Source organism: Pseudoxanthomonas yeongjuensis (genome assembly GCF_010093345.1).
Classification (GTDB): Bacteria; Pseudomonadota; Gammaproteobacteria; order Xanthomonadales; family Xanthomonadaceae; genus Pseudoxanthomonas_A; species Pseudoxanthomonas_A yeongjuensis.
Genome location: NZ_PDWT01000002.1, coordinates 343,810 through 365,734 on the forward strand (window position 1 = coordinate 343,810; position 21,925 = coordinate 365,734).

The 21,925-nt window shown below is 65.7% G+C and carries 27 protein-coding genes; 13 read left to right on the plus strand and 14 right to left on the minus strand.

The window, feature by feature from the left end; all coding sequences use genetic code 11:
- The first annotated feature begins 161 nt into the window (after positions 1 to 161).
- Both CSC74_RS08665 and CSC74_RS08670 read left to right on the plus strand, forming a co-directional pair.
- Positions 162 to 1,265, plus strand: a complete 1,104-nt coding sequence (locus CSC74_RS08665; protein WP_246193126.1) for a GGDEF domain-containing protein — start codon at positions 162 to 164, stop codon at positions 1,263 to 1,265.
- Between the two features lie 292 nt (positions 1,266 to 1,557).
- Entirely contained in the window at positions 1,558 to 3,504 is a 1,947-nt protein-coding gene (locus tag CSC74_RS08670) for an alpha/beta hydrolase family protein (protein WP_162314044.1), read from the plus strand.
- 22 nt (positions 3,505 to 3,526) lie between these two features.
- Here CSC74_RS08670 and CSC74_RS08675 read toward each other — a convergent pair whose 3' ends face one another.
- Entirely contained in the window at positions 3,527 to 3,769 is a 243-nt protein-coding gene (locus CSC74_RS08675; protein ID WP_162314045.1) for a DUF3297 family protein, read from the minus strand.
- A gap of 66 nt (positions 3,770 to 3,835) precedes the next feature.
- Here CSC74_RS08675 and CSC74_RS08680 point away from each other — a divergent pair, with 66 nt between their 5' ends.
- Positions 3,836 to 5,068 (plus strand): DUF418 domain-containing protein, encoded by a 1,233-nt coding sequence (locus CSC74_RS08680; RefSeq protein WP_162314046.1) that lies wholly within the window; start codon positions 3,836 to 3,838, stop codon positions 5,066 to 5,068.
- 8 nt (positions 5,069 to 5,076) lie between these two features.
- On the opposite strand, the gene CSC74_RS08685 is transcribed toward CSC74_RS08680, so the two are convergent.
- Complete coding sequence (locus tag CSC74_RS08685) at positions 5,077 to 5,361, minus strand: DUF4031 domain-containing protein (protein WP_162314047.1); 285 nt, start codon at positions 5,359 to 5,361, stop codon at positions 5,077 to 5,079.
- Between the two features lie 140 nt (positions 5,362 to 5,501).
- Here CSC74_RS08685 and CSC74_RS08690 point away from each other — a divergent pair, with 140 nt between their 5' ends.
- Positions 5,502 to 6,053, plus strand: coding sequence for a DUF6630 family protein (locus CSC74_RS08690; protein WP_162314048.1), 552 nt, complete (start codon positions 5,502 to 5,504; stop codon positions 6,051 to 6,053).
- 208 nt (positions 6,054 to 6,261) lie between these two features.
- Here the strand turns inward: CSC74_RS08690 and CSC74_RS08695 are convergent, their stop codons facing one another.
- From CSC74_RS08695 to msrB, 5 genes are all read right to left on the minus strand, one after another.
- A complete protein-coding gene (locus CSC74_RS08695; protein ID WP_162314049.1) occupies positions 6,262 to 6,732 on the minus strand; it encodes a hypothetical protein in 471 nt (156 codons plus the stop codon).
- A 158-nt stretch (positions 6,733 to 6,890) separates the two neighbouring features.
- A complete protein-coding gene (locus tag CSC74_RS08700) occupies positions 6,891 to 7,310 on the minus strand; it encodes a DUF3037 domain-containing protein (protein ID WP_162314050.1) in 420 nt (139 codons plus the stop codon).
- Positions 7,297 to 8,064, minus strand: coding sequence for a HipA family kinase (locus tag CSC74_RS08705; protein ID WP_162314272.1), 768 nt, complete (start codon positions 8,062 to 8,064; stop codon positions 7,297 to 7,299). The genes CSC74_RS08700 and CSC74_RS08705 overlap by 14 nt, the downstream gene beginning before the upstream one ends.
- Positions 8,065 to 8,152: 88 nt before the next feature.
- Positions 8,153 to 8,737 (minus strand): DUF3016 domain-containing protein, encoded by a 585-nt coding sequence (locus tag CSC74_RS08710; protein ID WP_162314051.1) that lies wholly within the window; start codon positions 8,735 to 8,737, stop codon positions 8,153 to 8,155.
- A gap of 136 nt (positions 8,738 to 8,873) precedes the next feature.
- Complete coding sequence (msrB, locus tag CSC74_RS08715; RefSeq protein WP_162314052.1) at positions 8,874 to 9,341, minus strand: peptide-methionine (R)-S-oxide reductase MsrB; 468 nt, start codon at positions 9,339 to 9,341, stop codon at positions 8,874 to 8,876.
- A gap of 156 nt (positions 9,342 to 9,497) precedes the next feature.
- Here msrB and CSC74_RS08720 point away from each other — a divergent pair, with 156 nt between their 5' ends.
- A complete protein-coding gene (locus CSC74_RS08720; protein WP_162314053.1) occupies positions 9,498 to 9,899 on the plus strand; it encodes a DUF3224 domain-containing protein in 402 nt (133 codons plus the stop codon).
- Positions 9,900 to 9,943: 44 nt separating this feature from the next.
- Here CSC74_RS08720 and CSC74_RS08725 read toward each other — a convergent pair whose 3' ends face one another.
- A complete protein-coding gene (locus CSC74_RS08725; RefSeq protein WP_162314054.1) occupies positions 9,944 to 10,993 on the minus strand; it encodes a transporter in 1,050 nt (349 codons plus the stop codon).
- Between the two features lie 372 nt (positions 10,994 to 11,365).
- On the opposite strand from CSC74_RS08725, the gene CSC74_RS08730 reads away from it, so the two are divergent.
- Complete coding sequence (locus CSC74_RS08730) at positions 11,366 to 12,034, plus strand: DsbA family oxidoreductase (protein WP_162314055.1); 669 nt, start codon at positions 11,366 to 11,368, stop codon at positions 12,032 to 12,034.
- Between the two features lie 50 nt (positions 12,035 to 12,084).
- Here CSC74_RS08730 and CSC74_RS08735 read toward each other — a convergent pair whose 3' ends face one another.
- The 4 genes from CSC74_RS08735 to CSC74_RS08750 form a co-directional block, all read right to left on the minus strand.
- Entirely contained in the window at positions 12,085 to 12,297 is a 213-nt protein-coding gene (locus CSC74_RS08735; protein WP_162314056.1) for a hypothetical protein, read from the minus strand.
- 134 nt (positions 12,298 to 12,431) lie between these two features.
- Complete coding sequence (locus tag CSC74_RS08740; RefSeq protein ID WP_162314057.1) at positions 12,432 to 12,725, minus strand: putative quinol monooxygenase; 294 nt, start codon at positions 12,723 to 12,725, stop codon at positions 12,432 to 12,434.
- A gap of 128 nt (positions 12,726 to 12,853) precedes the next feature.
- Complete coding sequence (locus CSC74_RS08745; RefSeq protein ID WP_162314058.1) at positions 12,854 to 13,123, minus strand: hypothetical protein; 270 nt, start codon at positions 13,121 to 13,123, stop codon at positions 12,854 to 12,856.
- A gap of 131 nt (positions 13,124 to 13,254) precedes the next feature.
- Positions 13,255 to 13,875: an arylesterase gene (locus CSC74_RS08750; RefSeq protein ID WP_162314059.1), complete on the minus strand. Its 621-nt coding sequence runs from the start codon at positions 13,873 to 13,875 to the stop codon at positions 13,255 to 13,257.
- 91 nt (positions 13,876 to 13,966) lie between these two features.
- On the opposite strand from CSC74_RS08750, the gene CSC74_RS08755 reads away from it, so the two are divergent.
- From CSC74_RS08755 to CSC74_RS08785, 7 genes are all read left to right on the plus strand, one after another.
- On the plus strand, positions 13,967 to 14,707 hold the full coding sequence (locus tag CSC74_RS08755; protein ID WP_162314060.1) for an ABC transporter ATP-binding protein: 741 nt from the start codon (positions 13,967 to 13,969) through the stop codon (positions 14,705 to 14,707).
- Positions 14,704 to 17,202 carry an ABC transporter permease gene (locus tag CSC74_RS08760; protein WP_162314061.1) on the plus strand — a complete coding sequence of 833 codons (2,499 nt, stop codon included), beginning with the start codon at positions 14,704 to 14,706 and terminating at the stop codon, positions 17,200 to 17,202. The genes CSC74_RS08755 and CSC74_RS08760 overlap by 4 nt, the downstream gene beginning before the upstream one ends.
- A gap of 214 nt (positions 17,203 to 17,416) precedes the next feature.
- The gene (locus CSC74_RS08765) at positions 17,417 to 17,767 is read left to right on the plus strand and encodes an endonuclease domain-containing protein (protein WP_162314062.1); all 351 of its coding nucleotides are present in this window, start codon (positions 17,417 to 17,419) and stop codon (positions 17,765 to 17,767) included.
- A gap of 59 nt (positions 17,768 to 17,826) precedes the next feature.
- Positions 17,827 to 18,921, plus strand: coding sequence for a class I SAM-dependent methyltransferase (locus CSC74_RS08770; RefSeq protein ID WP_246193077.1), 1,095 nt, complete (start codon positions 17,827 to 17,829; stop codon positions 18,919 to 18,921).
- Complete coding sequence (locus CSC74_RS08775; RefSeq protein ID WP_162314063.1) at positions 18,918 to 19,619, plus strand: pseudouridine synthase; 702 nt, start codon at positions 18,918 to 18,920, stop codon at positions 19,617 to 19,619. The genes CSC74_RS08770 and CSC74_RS08775 overlap by 4 nt, the downstream gene beginning before the upstream one ends.
- On the plus strand, positions 19,616 to 20,266 hold the full coding sequence (locus CSC74_RS08780) for an HAD family hydrolase (RefSeq protein WP_162314064.1): 651 nt from the start codon (positions 19,616 to 19,618) through the stop codon (positions 20,264 to 20,266). Before CSC74_RS08775 ends, CSC74_RS08780 begins: the two co-directional genes overlap by 4 nt.
- A gap of 92 nt (positions 20,267 to 20,358) precedes the next feature.
- Positions 20,359 to 20,838, plus strand: a complete 480-nt coding sequence (locus CSC74_RS08785; RefSeq protein WP_162314065.1) for an REP-associated tyrosine transposase — start codon at positions 20,359 to 20,361, stop codon at positions 20,836 to 20,838.
- A 24-nt stretch (positions 20,839 to 20,862) separates the two neighbouring features.
- On the opposite strand, the gene CSC74_RS08790 is transcribed toward CSC74_RS08785, so the two are convergent.
- Both CSC74_RS08790 and CSC74_RS08795 read right to left on the minus strand, forming a co-directional pair.
- Positions 20,863 to 21,414, minus strand: coding sequence for a DUF1415 domain-containing protein (locus CSC74_RS08790; RefSeq protein WP_211369611.1), 552 nt, complete (start codon positions 21,412 to 21,414; stop codon positions 20,863 to 20,865).
- A gap of 7 nt (positions 21,415 to 21,421) precedes the next feature.
- Positions 21,422 to 21,904 carry a YajQ family cyclic di-GMP-binding protein gene (locus CSC74_RS08795; RefSeq protein WP_162314066.1) on the minus strand — a complete coding sequence of 161 codons (483 nt, stop codon included), beginning with the start codon at positions 21,902 to 21,904 and terminating at the stop codon, positions 21,422 to 21,424.
- Between the last annotated feature and the right edge of the window lie 21 nt (positions 21,905 to 21,925).

A 21,925-nucleotide genomic window follows, 5' to 3' on the forward strand; every position in this document is an offset into this window, starting at 1 on the left:
TGGCCGTGGCCGCCAGGGTCGGCTGGCCATCCGTTTTCGCCCCGTTTGGGTTGTAATAGGCGCTGGCCAGGCGGGTGCAGGGCCGTCGATACGGGGTCCGGCCAGGCATGAAACCAAGCGATCCAAAGCACAGGCGAGCGTCCTCGAGCTTCCTGGTGCAGATGCTGCCGCGCGCCTGGGTCGGGCGTTCCCTGCAGGGAATGAGCCCGGTCGAACGCCGCCAGTTGGTCGAACTGCAGGTCGTGGTGACCCGGCCGATCATCGGCGGCGTGGTTTTCAGCGGCGCCGTGATCCTGATGATGGCCGGCCTGTTCGAGTGGTCCGGACTTGCCCCGGGGATCGGCTACCCGTGGTGGATGACCTTGCTGGCCGCACTCGGCACCGGTGTCTGCGCCTTCGCCATCGGCCAGGCCGAAGACTGGCGCATGCAATTGGCCCTGAGCCTGGTGGGCACGCTGCTGGTGGGGGTGTTCCTGTCCCTGCCGACGCCGGGGGAGACCGGCCAGCTGGCGATCCGCAACAGCCTGTTCCAGTTGCTGCCGATCGCGCTGCTGGCGCTGTTGGCGCGACGGCCGGGGGCGTTGTGCGTGATCGCGGTCATGGTGGGACTGGCCGCGGCGCGGGTGTTGATGCACGGCGCGCCAGCGACCGGTTCGGCGCTGTACTGGCTGTACACAGCCACCACGATCTGTTTCGGCCTGATGTTGAAGGGCTATCGCATGGATTTCGCCATCGCCGCGTTCCAGATGCGCAACCGGTTGCGCCTGCAGGCGGTCACCGACGGGCTGACCGGGTTGATCAACCGCGAAGGCTGGAACCGGGAGGCCGCCGCGACCTACATGTCGGCCCACGAATCCGCGCGGGCGTTGAGCTTCGCGTTCTTCGACATCGATCATTTCAAGGTGGTCAACGACACCCACGGCCACGACGCCGGCGACCAAGTGCTGCAGGCGCTGGGCAGGATCCTGCGCGCGCGCACGGACCGCGAATGCATCAGCGCGCGTCTGGGCGGCGAGGAATTCGTGGTCCTGTTCGCCGGACGCACGCCGGTGCAGGTCGAAGAGCTGGTGCGGGAGGTGCGCGGTGAATTCGAACGGGAAGTGGCCGCGTTCAAGGTCACGGTCAGCGCCGGCGTCGCCCACCGGCAGCCCGCCGAGCCCATGGACCAGCACCTGCGCCGCACCGATATCGCACTGTACGAAGCCAAGCGCGCCGGCCGCGACCGGCTGGTGGTCAGCGACCTGCCGGCGCCCGCAACGGCCTAGGGCGGTGTCCCACAGCTTTTCTTGGACACGGATCAGAGCGGAACCCACGGATAAAGCAAATGCCGTATCGGTCTTTTCCGCTCTGATCCGTGCCTAAAGGCCTCTGCTTTTCCTGCTTTGTGCAATGAGCGAAAAGGGAGGATTATCCAGAGGCTCCCTGGCGAGCCGGGGAAGAAATCGAACTGGGGAAGAAATGCTGCCCTGTGAGGCGGTGGATTTCCAGCGTCGGCATGAAATTCAGAAGCTGATGGTTTCCCGTACTCTGTAGCGCAGCAATCCTGGGGAGGAAGGCATGCGGATATCGAAAGCAATGATCCTGTTGCTGGCCTGCGGCGTTTGTGCGCCGGCGCTCGCCCAGGTGGACCTGGACGCCTACCTGAAGCGCGATACCTACGAGCGGATCAAGATCTCGCCGACCGGCGAATACCTGGCGGTGACCATCCCGCTCGAGGACCGCACCGTGCTGGCGATCATGCGCCGCGCGGACAAGACCGTCACCGCCAAGGCCATGGGCGGCGAGCATTCGCTGGTGGACGATTTCTGGTGGGCCAACGACGAACGCGTGGTGGTGTCGATGGCGCAGCGCCTGGGCACGCAGGACGCGCCGTTCGCCACCGGCGAACTGCACGCGGTCAACGTCGACGGCAGCAAGGGAATGCTGCTGGCCAGCCCCAACGGCGTCAATGACACGGTCAATGTCGGCACCATCCGCATGGTCGCGGACCCGGCGGTGTTCATGATCGATCCGCTGGCCGGCGACGAACGCAACATCCTGGTGTCGGCGATGCGCCTGACGACCGACCCGCAGACCTACGTCGACAAGATGGATATCTACAACCGGCGCCGGACCACGGTGGCCACCGCGCCGGTGCGCAATGCTTCCTTCGCCGTCGACAGCGCGGGAGAAGTGCGATTCGCCCGCGGCTCCGGTTACGACAATGTCAGCAAGCTGTATTACCGCGAAGCCCGCGGACAGGACTGGCGCCTGGTAAATGACCAGGCCAAGACCGACGTGGTGGTCAACGCATTGGGCTTTTCCCAGGATGGCAGGACGGCTTACCTGTTGGCTGAAATGCCCGGTGGGCCGGATGCGATCTTCGCCTACGACCCCGCGACCGATACGCGCACCCAGCTCATCCGCGATCCCATCGCCGACCCGTGGGCGGTGATCGAACGCCTGGATTCGCACGAACCGGCGGGTGCGTGGTTCATGAGCGACGGGGTCCGCAGCCGCTTCTTCGATGAAGCTTCGCCGACCGCGCGCCTGTACCGCAGCCTGGAGAAAGCCTTTCCCGGCCAGGCGGTGGCGGTGACCTCGACCACCCGCGACGGACGCCTTGCCTTGCTGCAGGTCTGGAGCGATCGCAACAACGGCGACTTCTACCTGTTCGATACGGTCAGGAACAGCGCGGACCTGCTGTACAGCCGCCGCGAGTGGTTCGACCCGGCCAAGGTGCCGGCATCGCGCGCGATCGAGGTGACCGCGCGCGACGGCATGAAGCTGCATGGTTACCTGACCCTGCCGATGGGCAAGGAGAAACAGTTGCCGCTGGTGGTCCTGGCGCATGGCGGCCCATTCGGGGTCTTCGACGAATGGGGATTCGACGACGACAGCCAGATGCTCGCCGATGCCGGCTATGCCGTGCTGCGGCTGAACTTCCGCGGCTCGGGCAACTACGGCCGCGATTACATGAACGCCGGCGCGCGGCAATGGGGCAGGACCATGCAGGACGACCTGACCGACGCCACCCGCTGGGCGATCAAGGAGCAGATCGCCGACCCGGCGCGGATCTGCATCTACGGCGCCAGCTATGGGGGCTATGCCGCGGTGATGGGCGTTGCGAAAGAATCTTCCCTGTATGCCTGCGCAGTCGGCTACGTGGGCGTGTACGACCTGGAGAAGATGCACAAGGACGACGCCTCGCACAGCCGTTCCTGGAGAACCTGGACCAGTGAGTGGCTGGGCGATCGCGCTGCCCTGGCCGACGTCTCACCAGTGAACCTGGCCGGCCGCATCGAAGCGCCGGTGTTCCTCGCCGCCGGTGGCCAGGACGAGCGGGCGCCGGTGGAGCACACCCGCAGGATGGAGAAGGCGCTGAAGGAAGCTGGCGTTCCGGTCGAATCGCTGTACTTCAAGAGCGAAGGCCACGGCTTCTTCACCGAACCGCATCGGCGCGAGTACTACACGCGCCTGCTGGCCTTCCTTTCCGTGCACCTCGGCGGCGCCAGGGCGAAATGAGGCGCGCGCGTGGCGCCCGGTTTCAGGTGGGATCGCGGTAATAGGCCACCACTTCGCCCTTGACCTTGATCGTCATCGGGTTGCCGCGGCGATCCTTGGATTTGCCGACCTGCACCCGGATCCAGCCTTCGCTGACGCTGTATTCCTCGACGTTGTCGCGCTCCACGCCGTTGAAGCGCACGCCCACGCCGCGGTCGATGGCGGAGGCGTCATGGAACGGGCTGGCGGGATTGATGGCGAGATGGTCGGGAGGAGTGTCGGACATGGCGGTTCTGCGGAAGGAGGGACAGGGACGGGAGGATAAACGCCCTCGCTGGTTTAGTCTTGCCGGATGATCGATTCCGCCCGCGCTCCCAACCCCGCCGCCCCCGTCCACGAACGCCACGACCTGATCGACGCCCTGCGCGGTTTTGCGTTGGGCGGCGTGCTCATGGTCAACCTGGCCTCGTTCACCCTGTATGAATTCCTGCCCGATCCGGCACGCGCTGCGCTGCCTTCCGCGCGCTTCGATGCGCTGGCGCTGCAGGCCATGGAGCTGTTGGTGAACATCAAGTTCATCACCCTGTTCTCGCTGCTGTTCGGACTGGGTTTTTCGCTGCAGATGGAGCGTGCCCAGGCCAGTGGCGGGCTGGCGCGATTCGTTCGGCGCCTGTTGATCCTGCTGCTGATCGGGCTGCTGCACAGCTGGTTCGTGTGGTGGGGCGACATCCTGCTGACTTACGCGGTGGTCGGACTGCTGTTGGCATGCTTCCGCCACGTCCCGGACCGGATGCTGCTGGCCTGCGGTCTGGCGTTCGCATTGGTAGTGCCGCCCCTGCTTTCGCCGTACATGCGGGAAGTGCTGTCGGATTGGCCGAAGCAGGCTGAAGCCTATGCCGGCGCCCTGCAGGCCTTTTCGTCGCCATCGCCATCGACCGCCTTGCGCGGCAACCTGAACATGGCCAGCTGGGCGCGGGTCTCCAACTGGGCGCTGCTGTGCTTCGTGCTCGGTCGCTTCCTGCTTGGCTACTGGGCCGGGCGGCGCGGCTTGTTGCAGCAACCACTGCAGCACCGGGCATTGATCGCGCGGCTGTTCTGGGGAGGCCTGACGGTGGGCGTTGCGATGACGGTATTGCAGTTCACCCAGGCGGGCCTGCGCGAACAGATCGCGTGGCTCGACAGCGAACCGAGCAAGCTCGTGATCCGCATGCTGCTGCGCGCCGGGCCGCTTGCGCTGGGCATCGCCTATGCGGCCGGATTCGCCTTGCTGTTCCTGCAACCCGCCTGGCAAGCGCGGATGCGCGTGCTCGTGCCGATGGGGCGCATGGCGCTCACCCATTACCTGATGCAGAGCGTGCTGGGCATTGTTCTCTTCTATGGGCTGGGGCTGGGCATCGGGCCGCGCTGGGGCGTGGCGGGTTGGCTACTGGCGTGGCTCGCGATCTACGGACTGCAGATACTGGCCAGCCACTGGTGGCTGGCGCGTTTCCGCTTCGGGCCTATGGAGTGGGTGTGGCGCTGCCTGACCTATGGCCAGCGGCAACCACTGCGCCGGCTGATCCCCAGCCAGGCGCTTGGCGCCTAGGACGCCGCTCAGTCTTCGCGAGGGGTAGCCTGCGCGCGCGCGTTGCGGATCACCGCGCGCATCCGTTCGCGATCGGCATGGCGCGAGATGGCGGTGGCGCCCAGCTGCAACGCCTGTTCGCGCAATTCGATAGTGACATCGTAGTGCGCGCCGCTGGGCTTGTCCTGGAACGCGCGCCGCGGCATTCCCAGTTGCGCGGCCATCGCATGCAATTCTTCGAGCGTGTCGGCCATCAGGTGCGCCCAGCGCTGGCCGCGCCACCAGGTCACCGCATCATCGACGTAAACGGTCATGCGCCGAGTTTTCCACAATTGCCGGAGATCCGCGACCGGAGCCGCCGGGATTCACGAGCGACCGGATGAGGAAACGCTTTCCAAGCCGCCCGCAAGGCGCCACTATCGGCACCCGGACCATTCCCGCATACCGCACGACCATGCCCGACAACGAAGCCGACTACGGCGACCACGAAGCCGATCCCGAGGATATCGAGGATATCGAGGATGCCGACGAACTGACCACCGAGGCGCTGGCCTGGCAACTCCTGCTGCTGGTCAATCCCGGCGACGAGGAAACCGCGTTGCGCCAGTTCTCGCACTACCGCGAGGCCATGGCCGAAGCGGGCGGGGACGTCGAACCGGTGTGGCTGCTGAAGGACGCGATCGACTGGACCTCCGGCTTCTTCGTCGACTGGAAGGATGCCGAATCCTTCATCGACAGCGTGGCCGAACTGGTGCGGCGCTGGAACCTGGACATCGACTGGGGCGGCGATCCTTCCGACGAGGAGTTCCACGACAACACCGACATCCCGGCATTGATGGCCACCGCCTACGACCGCCTGCGCGAACGCGGTTACACCCTGTGGACCTGGGATACCGGCAGCGACAACTTCGGCGGCTGGATCACCTCGAGCCGCGACGACGAGGCGATGCGCCTGGTGGCGCTGGCGCTGAACATCGAACTGCGCCCGGGCAGCGATTCGTTCTGAGCCGTAGGAGCGGGCCTTGCCCGCGATGCTCTTCGTCGGGATCGTGGATGCGAGCCGAAGGGCATCGCGCCCAAGGGGCGCTCCTACAACATCCCGCCCGAGCTTGCTTGGATGCTTTTCCCGAAGATCAAGAGCATCCGGGCAAGCTCGGACCTGCAGGCCATCGCGGGCAAGGCCCGCTCCTACGGAATTCTGCGTAATGGCGCGGTCAGCTCCTGCGCAGGCGCGGCTTGAATTTGCCCGCACAGCGGATGTGCGATTCGATATGCATGCGCGCCAGTTCGATGTAGTTGGCCCTGGGGCCGCTGCCGTTGCCATGCACTTCGCCCAGGTATTCGCCGTCGGCCCACACCTTGCCCACCCATTCGGCTTCCTTCTCGCCGATGGTCAGGGCGATGGTGTAGCGCATGTCCTTGTCCTCCAGGTTCCTGCAGGCGTAGACCATCGGGAACTGCGCGGTGAACACCGTGTCCTCGGACAGGCGGAGCAGGTGCTGACGGGTGTGCTCGGCGATCTTCCTGCGGCCATGTTCCACCACCGTACCGATGGCGTTGAGCACGTATTCGGATTTCTCCATGAAATGGTCGATCGCCTCGCCGGGGTTGTAGGCGTTCTTCCTTATCCAGTCGATAAAAGCGGCTTCCAGCTCCGCCGAGCCGGACTTGAGCTTCTGGTTCATGCTGCGGCTCCCTCGTGCTTGCGCGCCGAAACCCCAGAAGCGTGGTTCCGGCTGACGCATTGAAGTGAGCGGCGATTGTGTGAAAGGAATCGTTAAAGACATGCGAGTGCGTGGCTGAACCGATTGAGCGCCACGCGGGCAGCGTCTTGGGCGTGCGATCAGCGCGCGATCCGCACCATCCGCTGCAACAGATGCTCCATGGTCGCGGGCATGTCGCCGCACTTGCCGGTATGCACGGGCGAGGTCTGGATGATGGAGCTGCGCTTGGCGGTGAGCCAGTGGAACCGCGCGCGCTGCGGCAGCAGGCCGATGGGGCCGGCATCGGCGCCACCGCGGCAGATGGCAGGAAGGGTCTGCAGGTGCCGACGCAGCGATTCCATGTCCAGGTCGGGGGCCAGCGCCAGCACGCGACCCTCATCCAGCTCGATCCGGGCTTCGAGGTAGCGCGACGCTTCGCACGACAGGATGACGCCGACGTTGACGAATTCCTCGCGCTCCACCCGCGGCACCACCCGGATCACCGCGTAGTCGTAGTGGTTCGCATGCGGGACGAGGGAGGCGGAGTCATTGGCGTGCATCGATCGCCTCCTGCACGAAGGCCTGGCGCTGTTCGAGGCGTCGCACCAGGTAGTCGGTGTAGGCCGCGCGCATCGTCGCCGGATCGGCGAAGGCATCGGCGGCCTGCAGCCAGCTGTCCGGGACCTGGGCCACGATGCCCTCCAGGAGGCTGCGATCGAGCTTCTCCGACAGCGCCCGGTCGGCCTCGGGCAGCGCATCGGCCCAAGGCAGCAGCACGTGGTCCTTGATTCGGGCGAACGGATTGCCCGCGTTGGCGTTGCCGCCGTCCCAGCCATGCTGGAAATACAGCGCCGCGCCATGGTCGATCAGATACAGACGGCGATGCCACATCAGCAGGTTGGTGTTGCGGGCAGTGCGATCGACATTGCTGACGTAGGCGTCGAACCAGACGATGCGGGAGGCGAGTTCCCCGTCCGGCCGTTCGGCGACCGGATCGAAATTGACCGCGCCCGGCAGATAGTCCAGGGCCAGGTTGAGGCCTTCGCTGGCGCGTATCAGGTGCTGGATTTCCGGGTCGGGCTCGGTGCGCGCCAGCTCCGGATCCAGTTCCATCAGCACGATCTCGGGAATCGGCAATCCCAGCGCCTGTGCGATCCCGCCCGCGACCAGTTCGGCGACCAGCGCCTTGGCGCCCTGGCCGGCGCCGCGGAACTTGAGCACGTACATGCCGTCATCGTCGGCTTCGACCACCGCGGGCATCGAGCCGCCTTCGCGCAGCGGGGTGACGTAGCGGGTGGCGGAAACGGTGCGCAGGGACATCTATGAAGGATAGCCGCTCCGCTCCCGGATCGCAGCGGGAATGCGATGGCGGACTACTGCCGCCCCCTGCCCGCAACGATCCTCAACGCGCGCTCAGCGAGGCGTCCGGCTTGAATTCGCGCTTGAGCCAGTCGTCGAGCATGCTCTTCTCGTAACGCAGCGGATCGCTGTCGCCGAAGCGGGTCGAGCCGGTGAGGAAGGCGGTGTCGCTGAGCTTGCGCTCGCCCTGTTCGATCACCTCGCCCCGCGCATCGAGCCGCTTGAAGGTCAGGGTCATGCGCGGCGGATACAGGTCGCGGATGATGCGGGTGTCGCGCAGGTTGGCTCCGTGCCAGGGCTCGTAGCTGCCCGCACGCTTGATGTCGGTGATGGTCACCTGCAGGCTTTCGCCCTGCGGCAGTTGCTTCAGCGCGCTTTTCTGCAGGTATTGGGCCAGCTGCTCGACCCAGTTGCCGCGCTCGGCTTCCCAGCGGTTGCCGCTGTAGCGGATGTCGGTGAACTGCGCCGGGTCGGTCCAGTCGACGCTGACCGGGCCTTCGGCGGGAAGGCTGCGCGGCGCATCGGCATCGGTGACATTGCGCGGCTTGGCGGCGACCGGGCCAGCGACCAGCAGGGCCAGCACGATGCCTGCGAACACGGTGCCTGAGAGCGGGGGAGCGAGTTTCATGACGGGTCTCCGGTGGGGGCGGGAACATGTGAGGGCGGGAGCCTGATTCTGCTCCCGCGAACCTGCATTACGCGGCAAGCGGCGGGATCGTCGCATTCCCGGTTGCTGGGTATTCATGAGGCCGGCACTGCGATCTTCAATCGGCTACGCCCGCTTCCGCGCCGCCCCGCTGCAGCGGATCCGGCAGCGGTTGGCCCTGCTCCACGAAACCCAGCGACACCGAGTTGAGGCAATGGCGTTCGCCGGTCGGGGGCGGGCCGTCCGGGAACACATGGCCCAGGTGGCTGTCGCAACGCGCGCATACGATCTCGGTGCGGATCATGCCGTAGCTGGTGTCGCGGATCGTCTTCACGTGCGAGTCGTCGTAAGGCTGGAAGAAGCTCGGCCAGCCGGTGCCGGAATCGAACTTGGCGCTGGAACGGAACAACGGCAACCCGCATAGGCGGCAGGTGTAGACGCCCTCCAGCTTGTTGTCGAGGAATACGCCGCAGAACGCGGCTTCGGTGCCGTGTTCCAGCAGCACGCGGCGCTCATCGTCGCCGAGGCCGTCGATCAGCGGCTGGCGTTGGGCGGGGCTGGGCGGGGTCAGGTCGAAAGCGCTCATGGCGGGGCTCCGGTGGCGGAAGGTCGATAGTGTGTGCGACGGCGCATTCGCCGGGTGCGAACACGGGCGCCTGTCCGTTGACCTCAGATGGGGGCGCGAGGACCATGTTTCCATGCCTTCATTCCCATGCCCATTTCCATGCCGTCGAGAACTGCCATGACCCGACACGCCACCGGTACCTTCGAAGTGACAATGCAGCCGCAGGGCGAGGGCGACGTTGCCGAAGGCTCCAGCCTGGGCCGGATGTCGCTGGACAAGCGTTTCAGCGGCGACCTGGAAGCCAGCGGCAGGGGCGAGATGCTGGCCGCGCGCAGCGATGTGCCGACATCCGCAGCCTATGTCGCCATCGAGCGCGTCAGCGGAAGCCTGCATGGGCGCGGAGGCAGTTTCGCGCTGGTGCACAAGGGCGTGATGACGAAGGAGGCGCAAAGCCTGGTGATCGAGGTGGTGCCCGATACTGGCACCGGCCAGCTCAAGGGCCTCGCCGGTACGCTCGGCATCCGCATCGAGGATGGCCGGCACTATTACGACTTCGAGTACAGCCTGCCCGGAGAATGAATACGCAAGCCGGGTAAGCATGCTGGGTAAAGCGCTTCATCCGTTTACTCGCGACCGACGCCGAACCTGCGCAGCAACAGGTACACGATGACGCTCGAGGCCAGGCATAGCCCGACAGCGATGCCGAAGCCGTGCGGGCTGTGCATCAACGGCAGGTTGCCCATGTTCATGCCGAATGCGCCGACGATCAGGGTGGGCGGCAACAGCAACGCGGTGACTACCGACAGCACGAACAGGTGGCGGTTGGTCTGTTCGGCCAGTTTGGCCGCCACTTCGTCCTGCAACAGGCGCGCGCGTTCGTGCAGGGTGGCCACGTCGCTGTCCAGTTCATCGAAGCGTTGCGAAAGCCGCGACGCGGCGGGCAGCAAGGCATGGTTGGCTTGCATGGCGTAGCGCTGCTCGAACTGCCTCAACACCCGCCGCAACGCGCTTAATGGCCGGTGCATGTGCACGGCCTGGCGCCGTAGCAGGGCCAGGTCGCGGCGTTCCTCGCCGATCCGGTCGGCGAGCACGCGGTCCTCGATATGGTCCAGTTCCTCGCCCAGTTCCAGGGTGGCATGGGCCACCGAGGCGGCGAACTGCTCGACGATCGCCTCAAGGACTTCGGCAGCCGAATCGAAACGCACGCCGGCGCACAGGTGCTGGCGGACCTGTTCCACCGAGCGCAGGGCCTGGCGCCGGGAAGTGACGACCAGGCCGTCGTCCAGGGCGAAATGCAGCCAGCCCACCTGCTTGTCGCTGCGCGCGAACGATTGCCGGCTATGGTCGCTGCCGCGCTCGTGGCGCCAGTCCACGAACACGCCGAAAGCCGTCTCGCCTTCCAGTTGCAGGCTGACGTGGGTGTCGTGCGACAACAATGCTTCGCCCGCGGCTTCGGGCAGGCCGAGCTGGGCGATGGCCTGGGTGGTGCGCGCATCGCTGCTGTTGAAATGCAGCCATAGCCAGGCATGGTCACGGCGCGCTTCGGCCAGTTCCCCGGCATCGAGCTTTTCCACGTCCAGGCCGTGGGCGCTGCCGTCCGCCGAAAAGGCAAAGGCCCAGACCAGACATTGCAGGGAGTTGAAGGAAGGGGTCTCGGTGACGGGAAACAGCATGCGGAACCGGGATCCGGCCTTCAAGTCGGTCTGGTGACAATGAAGTTACGCAGGCGGCATGCCAGTTTCATGACAGCGATCGTCTCGCGTATGGCCCACGGGACACGGGCGCATATGAAAAAGGAGGGGCGGCCTGGACCGCCCCTCCCGGTGTGATGCGCAAGCGACGACGAGGACGCTTGTGGCATCGGGGCATCGCCTGCCAGGCAGGACACGCCATCGTCCTGATAAACGCAGGCCGTGGCGGCAGCGGCCACCAGGTCCTTGACCGTATTCAGCCGAGCCCGCAGTCGGGCCGCGATTGATCCGTGCGTTTCGGCCCCAATGTAGAGGCTGTCGCGGCAATGCCGCCAGATTCCGGGTGCTGTTTCCATGTCCGTTCCGATCAAGATCGATTTCGTTTCCGATGTCGCCTGCCCCTGGTGCGCGGTGGGATTGAAGTCACTGGAAGAGGCGATGTCGCGTGTCGGCGAAGAGCTGCAGGTCGAATTGCATTTCCAACCGTTCGAGCTGAACCCGCAGATGCCGGCCGAAGGCGAGGACGCGGTCGAGCACCTGACCCGCAAATACGGGATCAGCGCCGAACAGGCGGCGCAGAACGGCGAAGCGATCCGCGCACGCGGCGCGGCCCTGGGCTTCGAGTTCCGCATGGACCGGCGCCGCCACGTCTACAACACCTTCGACGCGCACCGCCTGCTGCACTGGGCCGGTCTGGAAGGGCAGGAACGCCAGCTCGCGCTCAAGCATGCGTTGCTGCGCGCTTATTTCACCGAAGGCGAGGATGTTTCTTCCGCGGACACACTGGCGCAGCTGGCCGCCGAAGCGGGCCTGGATGGCACGCGTGCGCGGCAGATACTCGCAACCGACGAATTTGCCGAAGCGGTACGCCAGCAGGAAAGTTTCTACGCCAGCCAGGGCATCACCGCGGTGCCCTCGGTGATCTTCAACGATCGCCACCTGATCCAGGGTGGGCAACCGGTGGAGCTGTTCGAACAGGCGTTGCGGCAGCTCGCGGGCATTCCCTTGCCGGACCGGGCCTGATCGACTGCGCGGATAACGCGTCCCCGCCTCACTATCGCGGTGCGCGACGCTTACCCGCAGGACAGCACCATCACCGGATCGCTTCCCGGTACCTCGAGGATGACGGCGGTGGGAATGCCGTGGTGCGCGTGCAGGGTCGAGGCCATGATTCCGGCGGCTTCCAGGGCCTCGTCGTGGCGGGCGAACCGGAAGCGCTCGTGACCGCCTTCATGCAGCAGCCATCCGCTGGTGGTGGATACGAGAGTGAGCAGGTGACGCTGCATGGCACGCTCCGCCAGGCAGGTCGAGCCCGGGATGGAAGTAGCGTGACTGTTGGAGTCCGCGAGCGCACTCGGCGGAAACCGCGTTGCCGGGTAAGGAAAATCCTACCCCGGGAGGAATGCTCCAGCGGACCGGCTCAATTGTTCAACGGGCGCAGCTCGGTCTGCTCGAAACCCGCGGCCAGCGCCTGACACTGGTTCATCAGTTCGAACAGGCCGGGCAGGGCGAACACGGTGCGATGCGCGTCATGGCTGAGCCAGTACTCGGTGATGAAGATCGCGTCGTCATCGTCGGGAACGATGCTGACCACATGGCTCAGGCAGCCATCGCCGTGGAGCACCAGGCGCGATATCTCCAGCAGCACTTCGACCAGGTTTTCGCGTTGCCCGGGAAGGGCATTGACCTTGCTGGCCAGGCCGTATGGATTCATGGATGCTGTCCGCGTCGGTGCGAATGCCTATGGTAGTGCGCATGCCGTCGATTGCGGGTCGATCAGGGTCCTGACTCCCGCCACTTGCGCAAGACGGAACGATATGCGGTGGGGACGCGATCCGCGCGTCAGTGCATGCGCATTGCAGGCGTCGGCGCGGCTTCGAAGCGTCTTGCGTAACCACGTTCATCGGCCACGCGTTGCACTTCCTGGTCGGCCAGGTCGGGCGCGCCGTAGACCGCATAGGCGATGCTGCCGTCGTCGCGTTGCCCGACCAGGTGCAGGCGATAGCGAGGCCGGCCACTGCCGCTGTTTTCCGGGTAATGCACCGGCGGCTGGTTGCCGTCCAGGTCCATTTCACTGTTGTCGACCACGCCGCCGATGAACAAGGCACGCATTTTTTTCTCCTGGGGGGAAGAGGCATCAAACGCTGTGGAGCATGGCAAACACGTTGTTGTGGTTGTATGAAACTAGCGTTGCGATGACAGCAAGCATGCGTGAAGATCGCGGATCGTTGCCGATGGAATCCTCATTCCAGCAACGGGGCCAGCGACTTCCACACATGGTCGCGCAACTTCGGCTGCGCGCTGGCAACGGGGTGCAGGTTGTCCGCCTGGAAATTGGCGCGGTCCAGTGCGATGGGTTCCAGCAGGAACGGCAGGAACGTGGTCCTGTTCGACTTCGCCAGTTCGCTGAAATTCCGCTCGAACCCTTGCGTATAGTCGCGGCCCAGGTTCGGCGGCATGCGCATGCCGATCAGCATTACCTTCGCCCCGGAGGCCTGCGACAGCTTGACCATGCGTTCCAGGTTGGCGCGGGTCTGGGCCAGCGGCAGCCCGCGCAGCCCGTCGTTGGCGCCCAGTTCGATCACCACCACGGCAGGATGCGTGCGCTTCAATTCGGCCGCGATCCGCGACACGCCGCCCGCGGTGGTTTCCCCGCTGATGCTGGCATTGACCACGCGCCAGCCCGGCCGGGTCCTGGCGATGCGGTCCGCGGTCAGCGCGACCCAGCCCTGCGATGCGCTGAGGCCATAGGCGGCGGAGAGCGAATCGCCCATCACCAGGATGGTGCGTTGGGGCTCCGTGGCCGTGGCTTTCGCCGCCGCGGTCTGGGCCGATACCGACGGCGCCAGCAGCGCCAAGGCCATGAGCACAAGACCAATGGCACATTGAACCCGGCCCCGCCAGCCCGCATAAGCTAATGACATCCCACGTCTCCGATGCAATCCAAGGACCATCATGGCCGATACCACCGAACTGCGCGCTGAAGTCGCGCAGCCGAAACTGCGACCCGCATTGCAGGTCGACACGCTGGGCAAGCGGGTGTCGCTGCCTTCCGGCGAGCTGACCATCCTCGAGGGGGTCGGCTTCGAAATCGGCCATGGCGACACGGTCGCCATCGTCGGCGCGTCCGGTTCCGGCAAGAGCACGTTGCTGTCGCTGCTCGCCGGCCTGGACACGCCCAGCGACGGCAGCGTGGTGCTGGATGGCGAAACTCTGTCCGCACTGGACGAGGACGGACGCGCCCGCGTGCGCGGCGAGAAGGTCGGCTTCGTGTTCCAGAGTTTCCAGTTGCTGCCTTCGCTGACCGCGTTGGAGAACGTGATGCTGCCGCTGGAATTGCGCGGCGATGCCGATGCGGAAACACCGGCGCGGCAGATTCTTGAAAAAGTCGGCCTGGCCGAACGCCTCGGCCACTATCCGCGACAGCTTTCCGGCGGCGAGCAGCAGCGCGTGGCCCTGGCGCGCGCATTCGTGACCCGGCCATCGCTGCTGTTCGCCGATGAACCCACCGGCAACCTCGACACGCACACCGGCCAGGCGATCATCGAACTGCTGTTCGCCTTGAATGCGGAAGCCGGCACCACGCTGGTGCTGGTCACCCACGACGAACACCTGGCCGAACGCTGCGGCCGCCTGCTGCGCCTGGACAGCGGCAGGCTGGTTGGGGAAGGCCGCGGCGAAGGCGCGGTTGCATGAAGACGCTGCGCATGGCGTGGCGGCAACTGCTGCGCGACGTGGCCGCGGGCGACATCCGCATCCTGTTCGCCGCGTTGGTGCTGGCGGTGGTCGCGGTCACCGCGGTCGGCTTCGTCACCGACCGCGCCGAGCGCGCACTGGCCATCGAGGCCAACCGCCTGCTCGGCGGCGACGTGGTGGTGCGCGGCGATGCGCCGATCACCGGCGCCATCCGCGAGGCGGCTAATGCCGAGGGACTGCGCCGCGCGGAGACCCTGAGCCTGGACAGCATGATCCGCGCCGGCGAGCAGCTTCGCCTCGGCGACCTGCGCGCGCTGGGTGAAGGCTTTCCGTTGCGCGGCGCTTTCCGCCTCATCGACCGGCCGGGTAGCGTTGAACATGACGCCCGGGGCATTCCCGCGCCCGGCACGTTATGGATGACCCAGGCTGGTGCCGAAACCCTGGATGCCAAGGTCGGCGACATGATCGGCATCGGCGATTCGAAGCTGCGCCTGGTCGCCCTGGTGGTGCAGGAGCCGGATGCGTCACTGGACTATTTCAACGTCGCGCCCAAGGCGTTCCTCAATCTCGGCGACCTGCCTGCGACCGGACTGGTGCAGGAAGGCAGCCGCCTCGGCTATCGCCTGATCGTGGCCGGCGATGCCGCCGCGGTGGAGCGTTTCACCGCCGCCGCACGCCCCGCGCTCGCACGCGGACAAAGGCTGGAGACGATCCAGGACGCGCGCCCGGAGATACGTTCTTCGCTGGACCGTGCCGGTCGCTTCCTCGGCCTCGCCGCGCTGGTCTCGGTCGTGCTCGCCGCGGTGGCGGTGGCCATGGCCGCGCGCCGCCACAGCGAGCGGCACCTTTCCGGCACCGCAGTGATGCGTTGCCTCGGCGCCAGCCAGCGCACGCTGGTCGGCATCCATGTCGGTGAACTGGTGTTGCTGGGCCTGATCGCGTGCACGGTCGGCGTATCGATCGCTTTCGGCCTGCAGTGGGCGATCGGCAGCTGGTTGCAGGCGGAAATGAAGATCTCCATTCCACCGGCGGGTTGGTTGCCGGCGTTGCAGGGCTATGGCGTCGGCATGATCGTACTGCTCGCCTTCGGCGCGCCGCCGGTGCTGGCGTTGCGTCGCGTGCCCGCCTTGCGCGTGCTGCGCCGCGACCTGGATCCCACCGAGCCCAGCGCGTGGCTGGTCGCGTTGACCGGATTCGTCGGGCTTGGCGCCTTGCTGTGGTGGAAGGCGGGCTCTGCGGCTTTGGGCACGGCCATGCTGCTCGGAATCCTGGCCACGCTGGGCGTGCTGGCGTTGCTGGCGTGGCTGATGATCCTGCTGGTGCGCCGCCTGCGTTCGCGCCTGCGCGGCAGCCTGCGCTACGGACTGGCCAACGTCAGTCGTCGCGCCGGTACCAGCGTGGCCCAGGTGTCGGCGCTGGGCCTTGGGCTGATGGCGCTGCTGTTGCTCACCTTCGTGCGCACCGACCTGCTCGATCGCTGGCAGTTGTCGTTGGCCGAGAACGCGCCCAACCGTTTCATCATCAACGTGCAGGAAGACCAGCAGGCCGATGTCAACGCGTTCATGGCCGAACAGAAGATCGCTGCGCCCACGCTGTTCCCGATGATTCGTGGGCGGCTGGTGTCGCTCAACGGCAAGCCGACCAGCGGCGCCGATTATGCGAACGACGAACAAGCCAAACGCCGCGCCGAGCGCGAGTTCAACCTGTCCACTGCAGCGACATTGCGGGACGACAACAAGGTCACCGCCGGCAAGTTCTGGAACGGGCGCACGCCGGCCACGCCGGAACTGTCGGTCGAAGAACGCTTCGCCGAGCAACTGGGCTGGAAGATCGGCGACCGCGTCGCCTTCGATATCGCCGGTCAACCCTTCGAGGGAAAAATAACCAGCTTGCGCAGCGTCGATTGGGAAAGCTTCCGCCCGAACTTCTTCGTCATCGCCTCGCCTGGCTCGATGGACGGCTATCCGGCCAGCTACATCACTGCGGTCAGCGTGCCGCCGGAGCAGCGGCGTTTCACTGCGCAGCTGGTCGAACGTTTCCCCAACCTGTCGGTGATCGATGTCGATGCGGTGCTCAAGCAGGTGCGCAGCACCGCCGACCAGGTCTCGACGGTGGTGCAGGTGGTTTTCTGGTTCTCGCTCGCCGCCGGCGTGCTGGTCCTGCTCGCAGCGGTCAGCGCCAGCCAGGACGAACGCCTGCTGGAAGGCGGGGTGATGCGCGTGCTCGGCGGCAGCCGCCGTCAATTGCGCCTGGCGCAGGCATCGGAATTCGCGGCCATCGGCCTGCTGTCCGGCCTGGTCGCGGCGATCGCCGCTTCGGTGTTGTCCGGGGTGATCGCCGAGCAGGTGTTCGACCTGCCATGGAAGCCGAACTGGTCGCTGGCCGCCATCGGCGGCGGACTCGGCATGCTGGCCGCGCTGGTAGCGGGACTGTACGCCACGCGGCGGGTGCTGGATGCGCCGCCGTCGGTGACGCTGCGCGAGTTGCAAGGCTGACCTGCCCGTAGGAGCGACGTCAGTCGCGAAACAAAAGAAATGCCTTCGCGACTTGCGTCGCTCCTACGGACAAACGATGCAGCCCCACTGCGGGGGGGTAGGTGGCCAGCAGACTGGGTGAGGGGTATGCACCTACAGTCGCGCGCGAGTTTTCCCGATAGCCGACCTTAATCCGGTGGCCTAGCCTTGCCAACATCGGCCAAGGAGAGCAGTCATGCGCGGAAAACAGGACCACAGCACGGAAAGGGCGTTGCATCGCCAGCAGACGGATGCGGAATTATTGATCTGGCAGTGCCTCAGGGGCCGCCGGCTGCACGAATGCAAGTTCCGTCGGCAGCACAGGGTCGGACCGTTCTATCTGGATTTCGTGTGTCTCGAAATCGGTCTGATCATCGAGCTGGACGGCAGCCAACGCCTTGAACCACAACAACAGCATGCCGACGAGTTGCGCACCTTGTATCTGGAGAAATTGGGGTATCGGGTTCTCCGATTCTGGGACGATGAGGTGTTGCGCGACACCGATGCGGTTCTGGAGGAGATCGCAAGAGAGGTACGGGCCGGGTGAGGGGCCGGAAGCGCGGCGACAGGTAGAATCCCTCTCTGCCCCCTTATTCGTGACATCTCTTGGCCGCCAGCAACTCCGATCCCGCGCTCGACTCCCTGTTCCTTCCGCTTTCCAGCCATGCCTTGCGATGGCCCGAAGGATCGGTGCTGTTCCTGCGCGCGCGCGAAGGTGCGGCGATGCGCCAATTCCCGGTGGCGCAACTGGTGTGCGAACAGAGCTACAAGCCATTCGCCGACGAGCTGGAGCGCGGCGGTTTGCAGGTGATCGCGGACGCATCGGCGTCCGGCGCCCGCTATCCGCTGGTGCTGGTCCTGCCGCCGCGGCAGCGCGAAGAAGCGCGCGCCTTGTTCGCGCGGGCCCTGTCGCTGTGCGCCCCCGGCGGCGTGATCGTGGCCAGCATCACCAACAACGAAGGCGCGAAATCCGGCGAAGCCGACCTCAAGCAGCTCGCCGGCCTGGGCGGCAGCCTGGCCAAGAACCACTGCCGCGTGTTCTGGAGCAGGCCGTTCGATGGCGCGCACGATGCCGCGCTGCTGGCGCAATGGTCGAAGCTGGATGCGCCGCGACCGATCCTCGATGGACGCTTCACCAGCCGTCCCGGCGTGTTCGCCTGGGACCGGATCGATCCGGCTTCCGCACTGCTGGTCGAGCACCTGCCAATGGATCTCGCCGGGAAGGGTGCCGACCTGGGCGCGGGTTACGGCTATCTTTCGGCCGAAATCCTTTCGCACAGCGACAAGGTCGTATCGCTCGACCTGTATGAAGCCGAAGCGCGCGCGCTGGACCTGGCGAAGCGCAACCTGGTTGCATTCGAAGGAAAAGCCACGCTCGGCTACCGCTGGCACGATGTCACCACCGGCCTGCCGGAACAGTACGATTTCATCGTCAGCAATCCGCCCTTCCACACTCAGAGCCGCGCCGATCGTCCCGATGTCGGTCGCCGTTTCATCGCCGTCGCCGCCGAATCGTTGAAGCCTGGGGGAAGGCTGTTCCTGGTCGCGAACCGTCATCTGCCTTACGAAGCGGTGTTGAACGCCAGTTTCGGCCAGGTGCGCGTGGCGGGCGAGGGCGATGGCTTCAAGGTGATCGAGGCGATCAAGGCGATGCCGTCGGCCCGGTCGGGGTCGACAAGATCGGGCAAGTCGCCGCGATGAAACTGGTCAAGTACCTCGCCAATCTCGGCTACGGCAGCCGCAAGCAGGTCGCGCTGATGTTCCGCGAAGGCCGCATCACCGATGCTCAGGGCGAAGTGCTGTACGCCGACGATCCGCTCGACCACGACGACCTCCGCGTCGATGGCGAGCCACTGGATCCGGCGCCCGGCCTGCTGGTCATGCTGCACAAGCCGGCCGGTTACACCTGCTCGACCAAGGACCGCGGCCGCCTCGTCTACGACCTGTTGCCGCCGCGTTTCCGCCTGCGCTCGCCGCTGCTGTCCACGGTGGGGCGGCTGGATCGCGATACCAGCGGCCTGTTGCTGCTGACCGACGACGGCGTGCTGCTGCACCGGATCGTGTCGCCGAAATCGAAATTGTCCAAGGTCTATGAAGCGACCCTCGCCAACGACCTGCGCGGCGACGAGGCGGAAATATTCGCCAGCGGCGAACTGATGCTGGAATCGGAGAAGATGCCGTTGCTGCCTGCAGGCCTGGAGGCCATCGACCCGCGTCATGCGCGCCTGACCCTGCACGAGGGCCGCTACCACCAGGTGCGACGCATGTTCGCGGCGGTCGGCAATCATGTCGAGGCGCTGCATCGCAGCCGGATCGGCGGCCTTGGTCTGGCCGGGTTGCCGTCGGGCGAGTGGTGGATTCTCGGCGATGGCGACCGGGCGGAACTGTTCAAGGCATGAGTGTCCGTGCGGTGATTTTCGACATGGACGGCCTGCTGATCGACAGCGAGCGCGTCATCCTCGACTGCTGGCGCAGCGTCGCCGCAGAGCACGCACTGCCGCTGGACGACGGACTCTGGCTATCGATGGTGGGCATGCACGACGCGGCCTGCACCGAATTGCTGGTCCGATTATTGGGTTCCGGGAAGGCGGAACGCCTGAGCGTCGACTGCAAGGACCGCTACGACCTGCTGGTGGAACAGGGCTTGCCGCTGAAGGACGGGGCGATCGAATTGCTGCGGGACCTGTCCGCGCGCGGCGTGCCGCTCGCCGTCGCCACCTCGACCCGGCGCGAGCGCGCCCTGGTCAAGCTGGCGCGTAGCGGGATCGATCATTACTTCAGCGCGTTGGCGACCAGCAGCGATGTGGAGCATCCCAAGCCCGCGGCGGATATCTACCTGCTTGCCGCGAAGCGGTTGGGCGTGCCGCCGGAAAATTGCGTGGCTCTCGAGGACTCGGAAATGGGCGTGCGTGCGGCCAGCGCGGCCGGGATGGCGGTGATCCAGGTGCCTGACCTGGTGCCCGCGTCGGAGCTGACCCGGTCGTTGGCGCAAATAGTGACTTCCCTGGGGGAGGTGCGCCCGCTGTTGCGACCTCACCTGTGGTAGGAGCGACGTAAGTCGCGAATACCAGAGAATCCGGACAGCTATCCAGGAGATTCCCGATACCGTCCGGATTATCGGCAACAAATACTCCAGCCATGGGCACCAACTTCCATGGCGAACGTGCTTCAGGACATCGCGCCTTGCGATGCGCCCGGGTGTCGATTCCCGGGCAAACTTACCTGGTGGCCTTCACCACTCATCAACGCGTGGATATTTTCAGCGATGCGGGGAATGCGACTTGCATGGCCAAGTCGCTGCATGGTCTGCGCCTCTGGAAAGACGCTCAATTGCTGGCTTGGGTGGTGATGCCCGATCATCTGCATCTATTGATCGCGCTTGGTACGGAAGAAAGCCTGTCGGGCGTCGTGCAAAAGACGAAATCCAATGCCGCCCGCGAGTTGAAAGCCTGCAACCCACGGGTCGGACAGGTCTGGGCGCCGGCCTTCCATGATCGGGCGTTGCGAAGGGACGAAGATCTTCGTGGCGTCGCCCGGTACCTGGTGCTGAATCCGGTGCGTGCGGGGTTGGTGAGGCGGGTTGGCGACTATCCGTTCTGGGATGCGGTGTGGATTTGATTTCGGTCGCGACTCACGTCGCTCCTACGCCGATTCGGGAGCACTGTCTGCGAACAGCTTGCGCCATCCCTCCACGCCCAGCCGGTCCAGGGTTTCCACATTGCGGTCGACGATGGAATCCGCGTCCGGGAATGCCTCGACCGCGCGGCCGACGCTGTCTTCGCGCAACAGGTGCAGGGTCGGGTAGGGCGAGCGGTTGCTGTAGTTGCCGATGTCGTCCGGCGCGGTGCCGGCGAACTGGTAGGCCGGATGGAAGCTGGCGACCTGCAGCACGCCTTCCAGGTCCAGCGCCTCGACCGCGGCGTCGGCGTTGTCGAGGAAGTCGTTGTAGTCGAGGAAATCCTGCAGCACGTCGGGATGCACGATCAGGGTGGTGTCGATTTCCTCGGCGGGCGTGTCGCGCAACAGCAGCAGCTCTTCGGCCAACTGTTCCAGCAAGGCCTCGGGCGTGCTCGCATCGCTGAGCACGAAGCGCACCTGCTGCTTCGCGTAGACCGCTTTGGCGAACGGACACAGGTTCAGGCCGATCACCGCGCGCTCCAGCCAGCGACGGGTAGCGGCGATCGGGTCGTCCATGGGAACTTCAATCACGGAAATTATCGAACTGCAGCGGCAATTCGAAGTCGCCCTTGCGCAGCAGCGCCATCGTGTCCTGCAGGTCGTCGCGCTTCTTGCCGTTGACCCGCAGCTTGTCGCCGTTGATCTGGGTGTCGACCTTGAGCTTGGCTTCCTTGATCGCTGCGGCGATCTTCTTGGCCAGTTTCTGCTCGATGCCCTGCTTGACCGTGACTTTCTGGCGAGCGCCGGCCAGGTTGGTTTCCACCTCGCCTTCCTCCAGGCAGCGCACGTCGATGCCGCGCGCGACCAGGCGCGCGCGCAGGATGTCGGACATCTGCTTGAGCTGGAAATCGCTGGGCGCGGACTGGCTGATGACGTTGTCGTCGAGCACGAACTTGGCATCCACGCCCTTGAAGTCGAAGCGGGTGGTGAGTTCGCGATTGGCCTGGTCGACCGCGTTGGTGAGTTCGTGGCTGTTGACTTCGGAAATGACGTCGAAAGAGGGCATGTCGGCGGGAAAGTGGCGATG

Bases quoted from the DNA above. Each gene is read 5' to 3' on its own strand.
- CSC74_RS08665 (WP_246193126.1), top strand. From the start codon at position 162: ATGCTGCCGCGCGCCTGGGTCGGGCGTTCCCTGCAGGGAATGAGCCCG.
- CSC74_RS08670 (WP_162314044.1), top strand. From the start codon at position 1,558: ATGCGGATATCGAAAGCAATGATCCTGTTGCTGGCCTGCGGCGTTTGT.
- CSC74_RS08675 (WP_162314045.1), bottom strand. From the start codon at position 3,769: ATGTCCGACACTCCTCCCGACCATCTCGCCATCAATCCCGCCAGCCCG.
- CSC74_RS08680 (WP_162314046.1), top strand. From the start codon at position 3,836: ATGATCGATTCCGCCCGCGCTCCCAACCCCGCCGCCCCCGTCCACGAA.
- CSC74_RS08685 (WP_162314047.1), bottom strand. From the start codon at position 5,361: ATGACCGTTTACGTCGATGATGCGGTGACCTGGTGGCGCGGCCAGCGC.
- CSC74_RS08690 (WP_162314048.1), top strand. From the start codon at position 5,502: ATGCCCGACAACGAAGCCGACTACGGCGACCACGAAGCCGATCCCGAG.
- CSC74_RS08695 (WP_162314049.1), bottom strand. From the start codon at position 6,732: ATGAACCAGAAGCTCAAGTCCGGCTCGGCGGAGCTGGAAGCCGCTTTT.
- CSC74_RS08700 (WP_162314050.1), bottom strand. From the start codon at position 7,310: ATGCACGCCAATGACTCCGCCTCCCTCGTCCCGCATGCGAACCACTAC.
- CSC74_RS08710 (WP_162314051.1), bottom strand. From the start codon at position 8,737: ATGAAACTCGCTCCCCCGCTCTCAGGCACCGTGTTCGCAGGCATCGTG.
- msrB (WP_162314052.1), bottom strand. From the start codon at position 9,341: ATGAGCGCTTTCGACCTGACCCCGCCCAGCCCCGCCCAACGCCAGCCG.
- CSC74_RS08720 (WP_162314053.1), top strand. From the start codon at position 9,498: ATGACCCGACACGCCACCGGTACCTTCGAAGTGACAATGCAGCCGCAG.
- CSC74_RS08725 (WP_162314054.1), bottom strand. From the start codon at position 10,993: ATGCTGTTTCCCGTCACCGAGACCCCTTCCTTCAACTCCCTGCAATGT.
- CSC74_RS08730 (WP_162314055.1), top strand. From the start codon at position 11,366: ATGTCCGTTCCGATCAAGATCGATTTCGTTTCCGATGTCGCCTGCCCC.
- CSC74_RS08735 (WP_162314056.1), bottom strand. From the start codon at position 12,297: ATGCAGCGTCACCTGCTCACTCTCGTATCCACCACCAGCGGATGGCTG.
- CSC74_RS08740 (WP_162314057.1), bottom strand. From the start codon at position 12,725: ATGAATCCATACGGCCTGGCCAGCAAGGTCAATGCCCTTCCCGGGCAA.
- CSC74_RS08745 (WP_162314058.1), bottom strand. From the start codon at position 13,123: ATGCGTGCCTTGTTCATCGGCGGCGTGGTCGACAACAGTGAAATGGAC.
- CSC74_RS08750 (WP_162314059.1), bottom strand. From the start codon at position 13,875: ATGGCCTTGGCGCTGCTGGCGCCGTCGGTATCGGCCCAGACCGCGGCG.
- CSC74_RS08755 (WP_162314060.1), top strand. From the start codon at position 13,967: ATGGCCGATACCACCGAACTGCGCGCTGAAGTCGCGCAGCCGAAACTG.
- CSC74_RS08760 (WP_162314061.1), top strand. From the start codon at position 14,704: ATGAAGACGCTGCGCATGGCGTGGCGGCAACTGCTGCGCGACGTGGCC.
- CSC74_RS08765 (WP_162314062.1), top strand. From the start codon at position 17,417: ATGCGCGGAAAACAGGACCACAGCACGGAAAGGGCGTTGCATCGCCAG.
- CSC74_RS08775 (WP_162314063.1), top strand. From the start codon at position 18,918: ATGAAACTGGTCAAGTACCTCGCCAATCTCGGCTACGGCAGCCGCAAG.
- CSC74_RS08780 (WP_162314064.1), top strand. From the start codon at position 19,616: ATGAGTGTCCGTGCGGTGATTTTCGACATGGACGGCCTGCTGATCGAC.
- CSC74_RS08785 (WP_162314065.1), top strand. From the start codon at position 20,359: ATGGGCACCAACTTCCATGGCGAACGTGCTTCAGGACATCGCGCCTTG.
- CSC74_RS08790 (WP_211369611.1), bottom strand. From the start codon at position 21,414: ATGGACGACCCGATCGCCGCTACCCGTCGCTGGCTGGAGCGCGCGGTG.
- CSC74_RS08795 (WP_162314066.1), bottom strand. From the start codon at position 21,904: ATGCCCTCTTTCGACGTCATTTCCGAAGTCAACAGCCACGAACTCACC.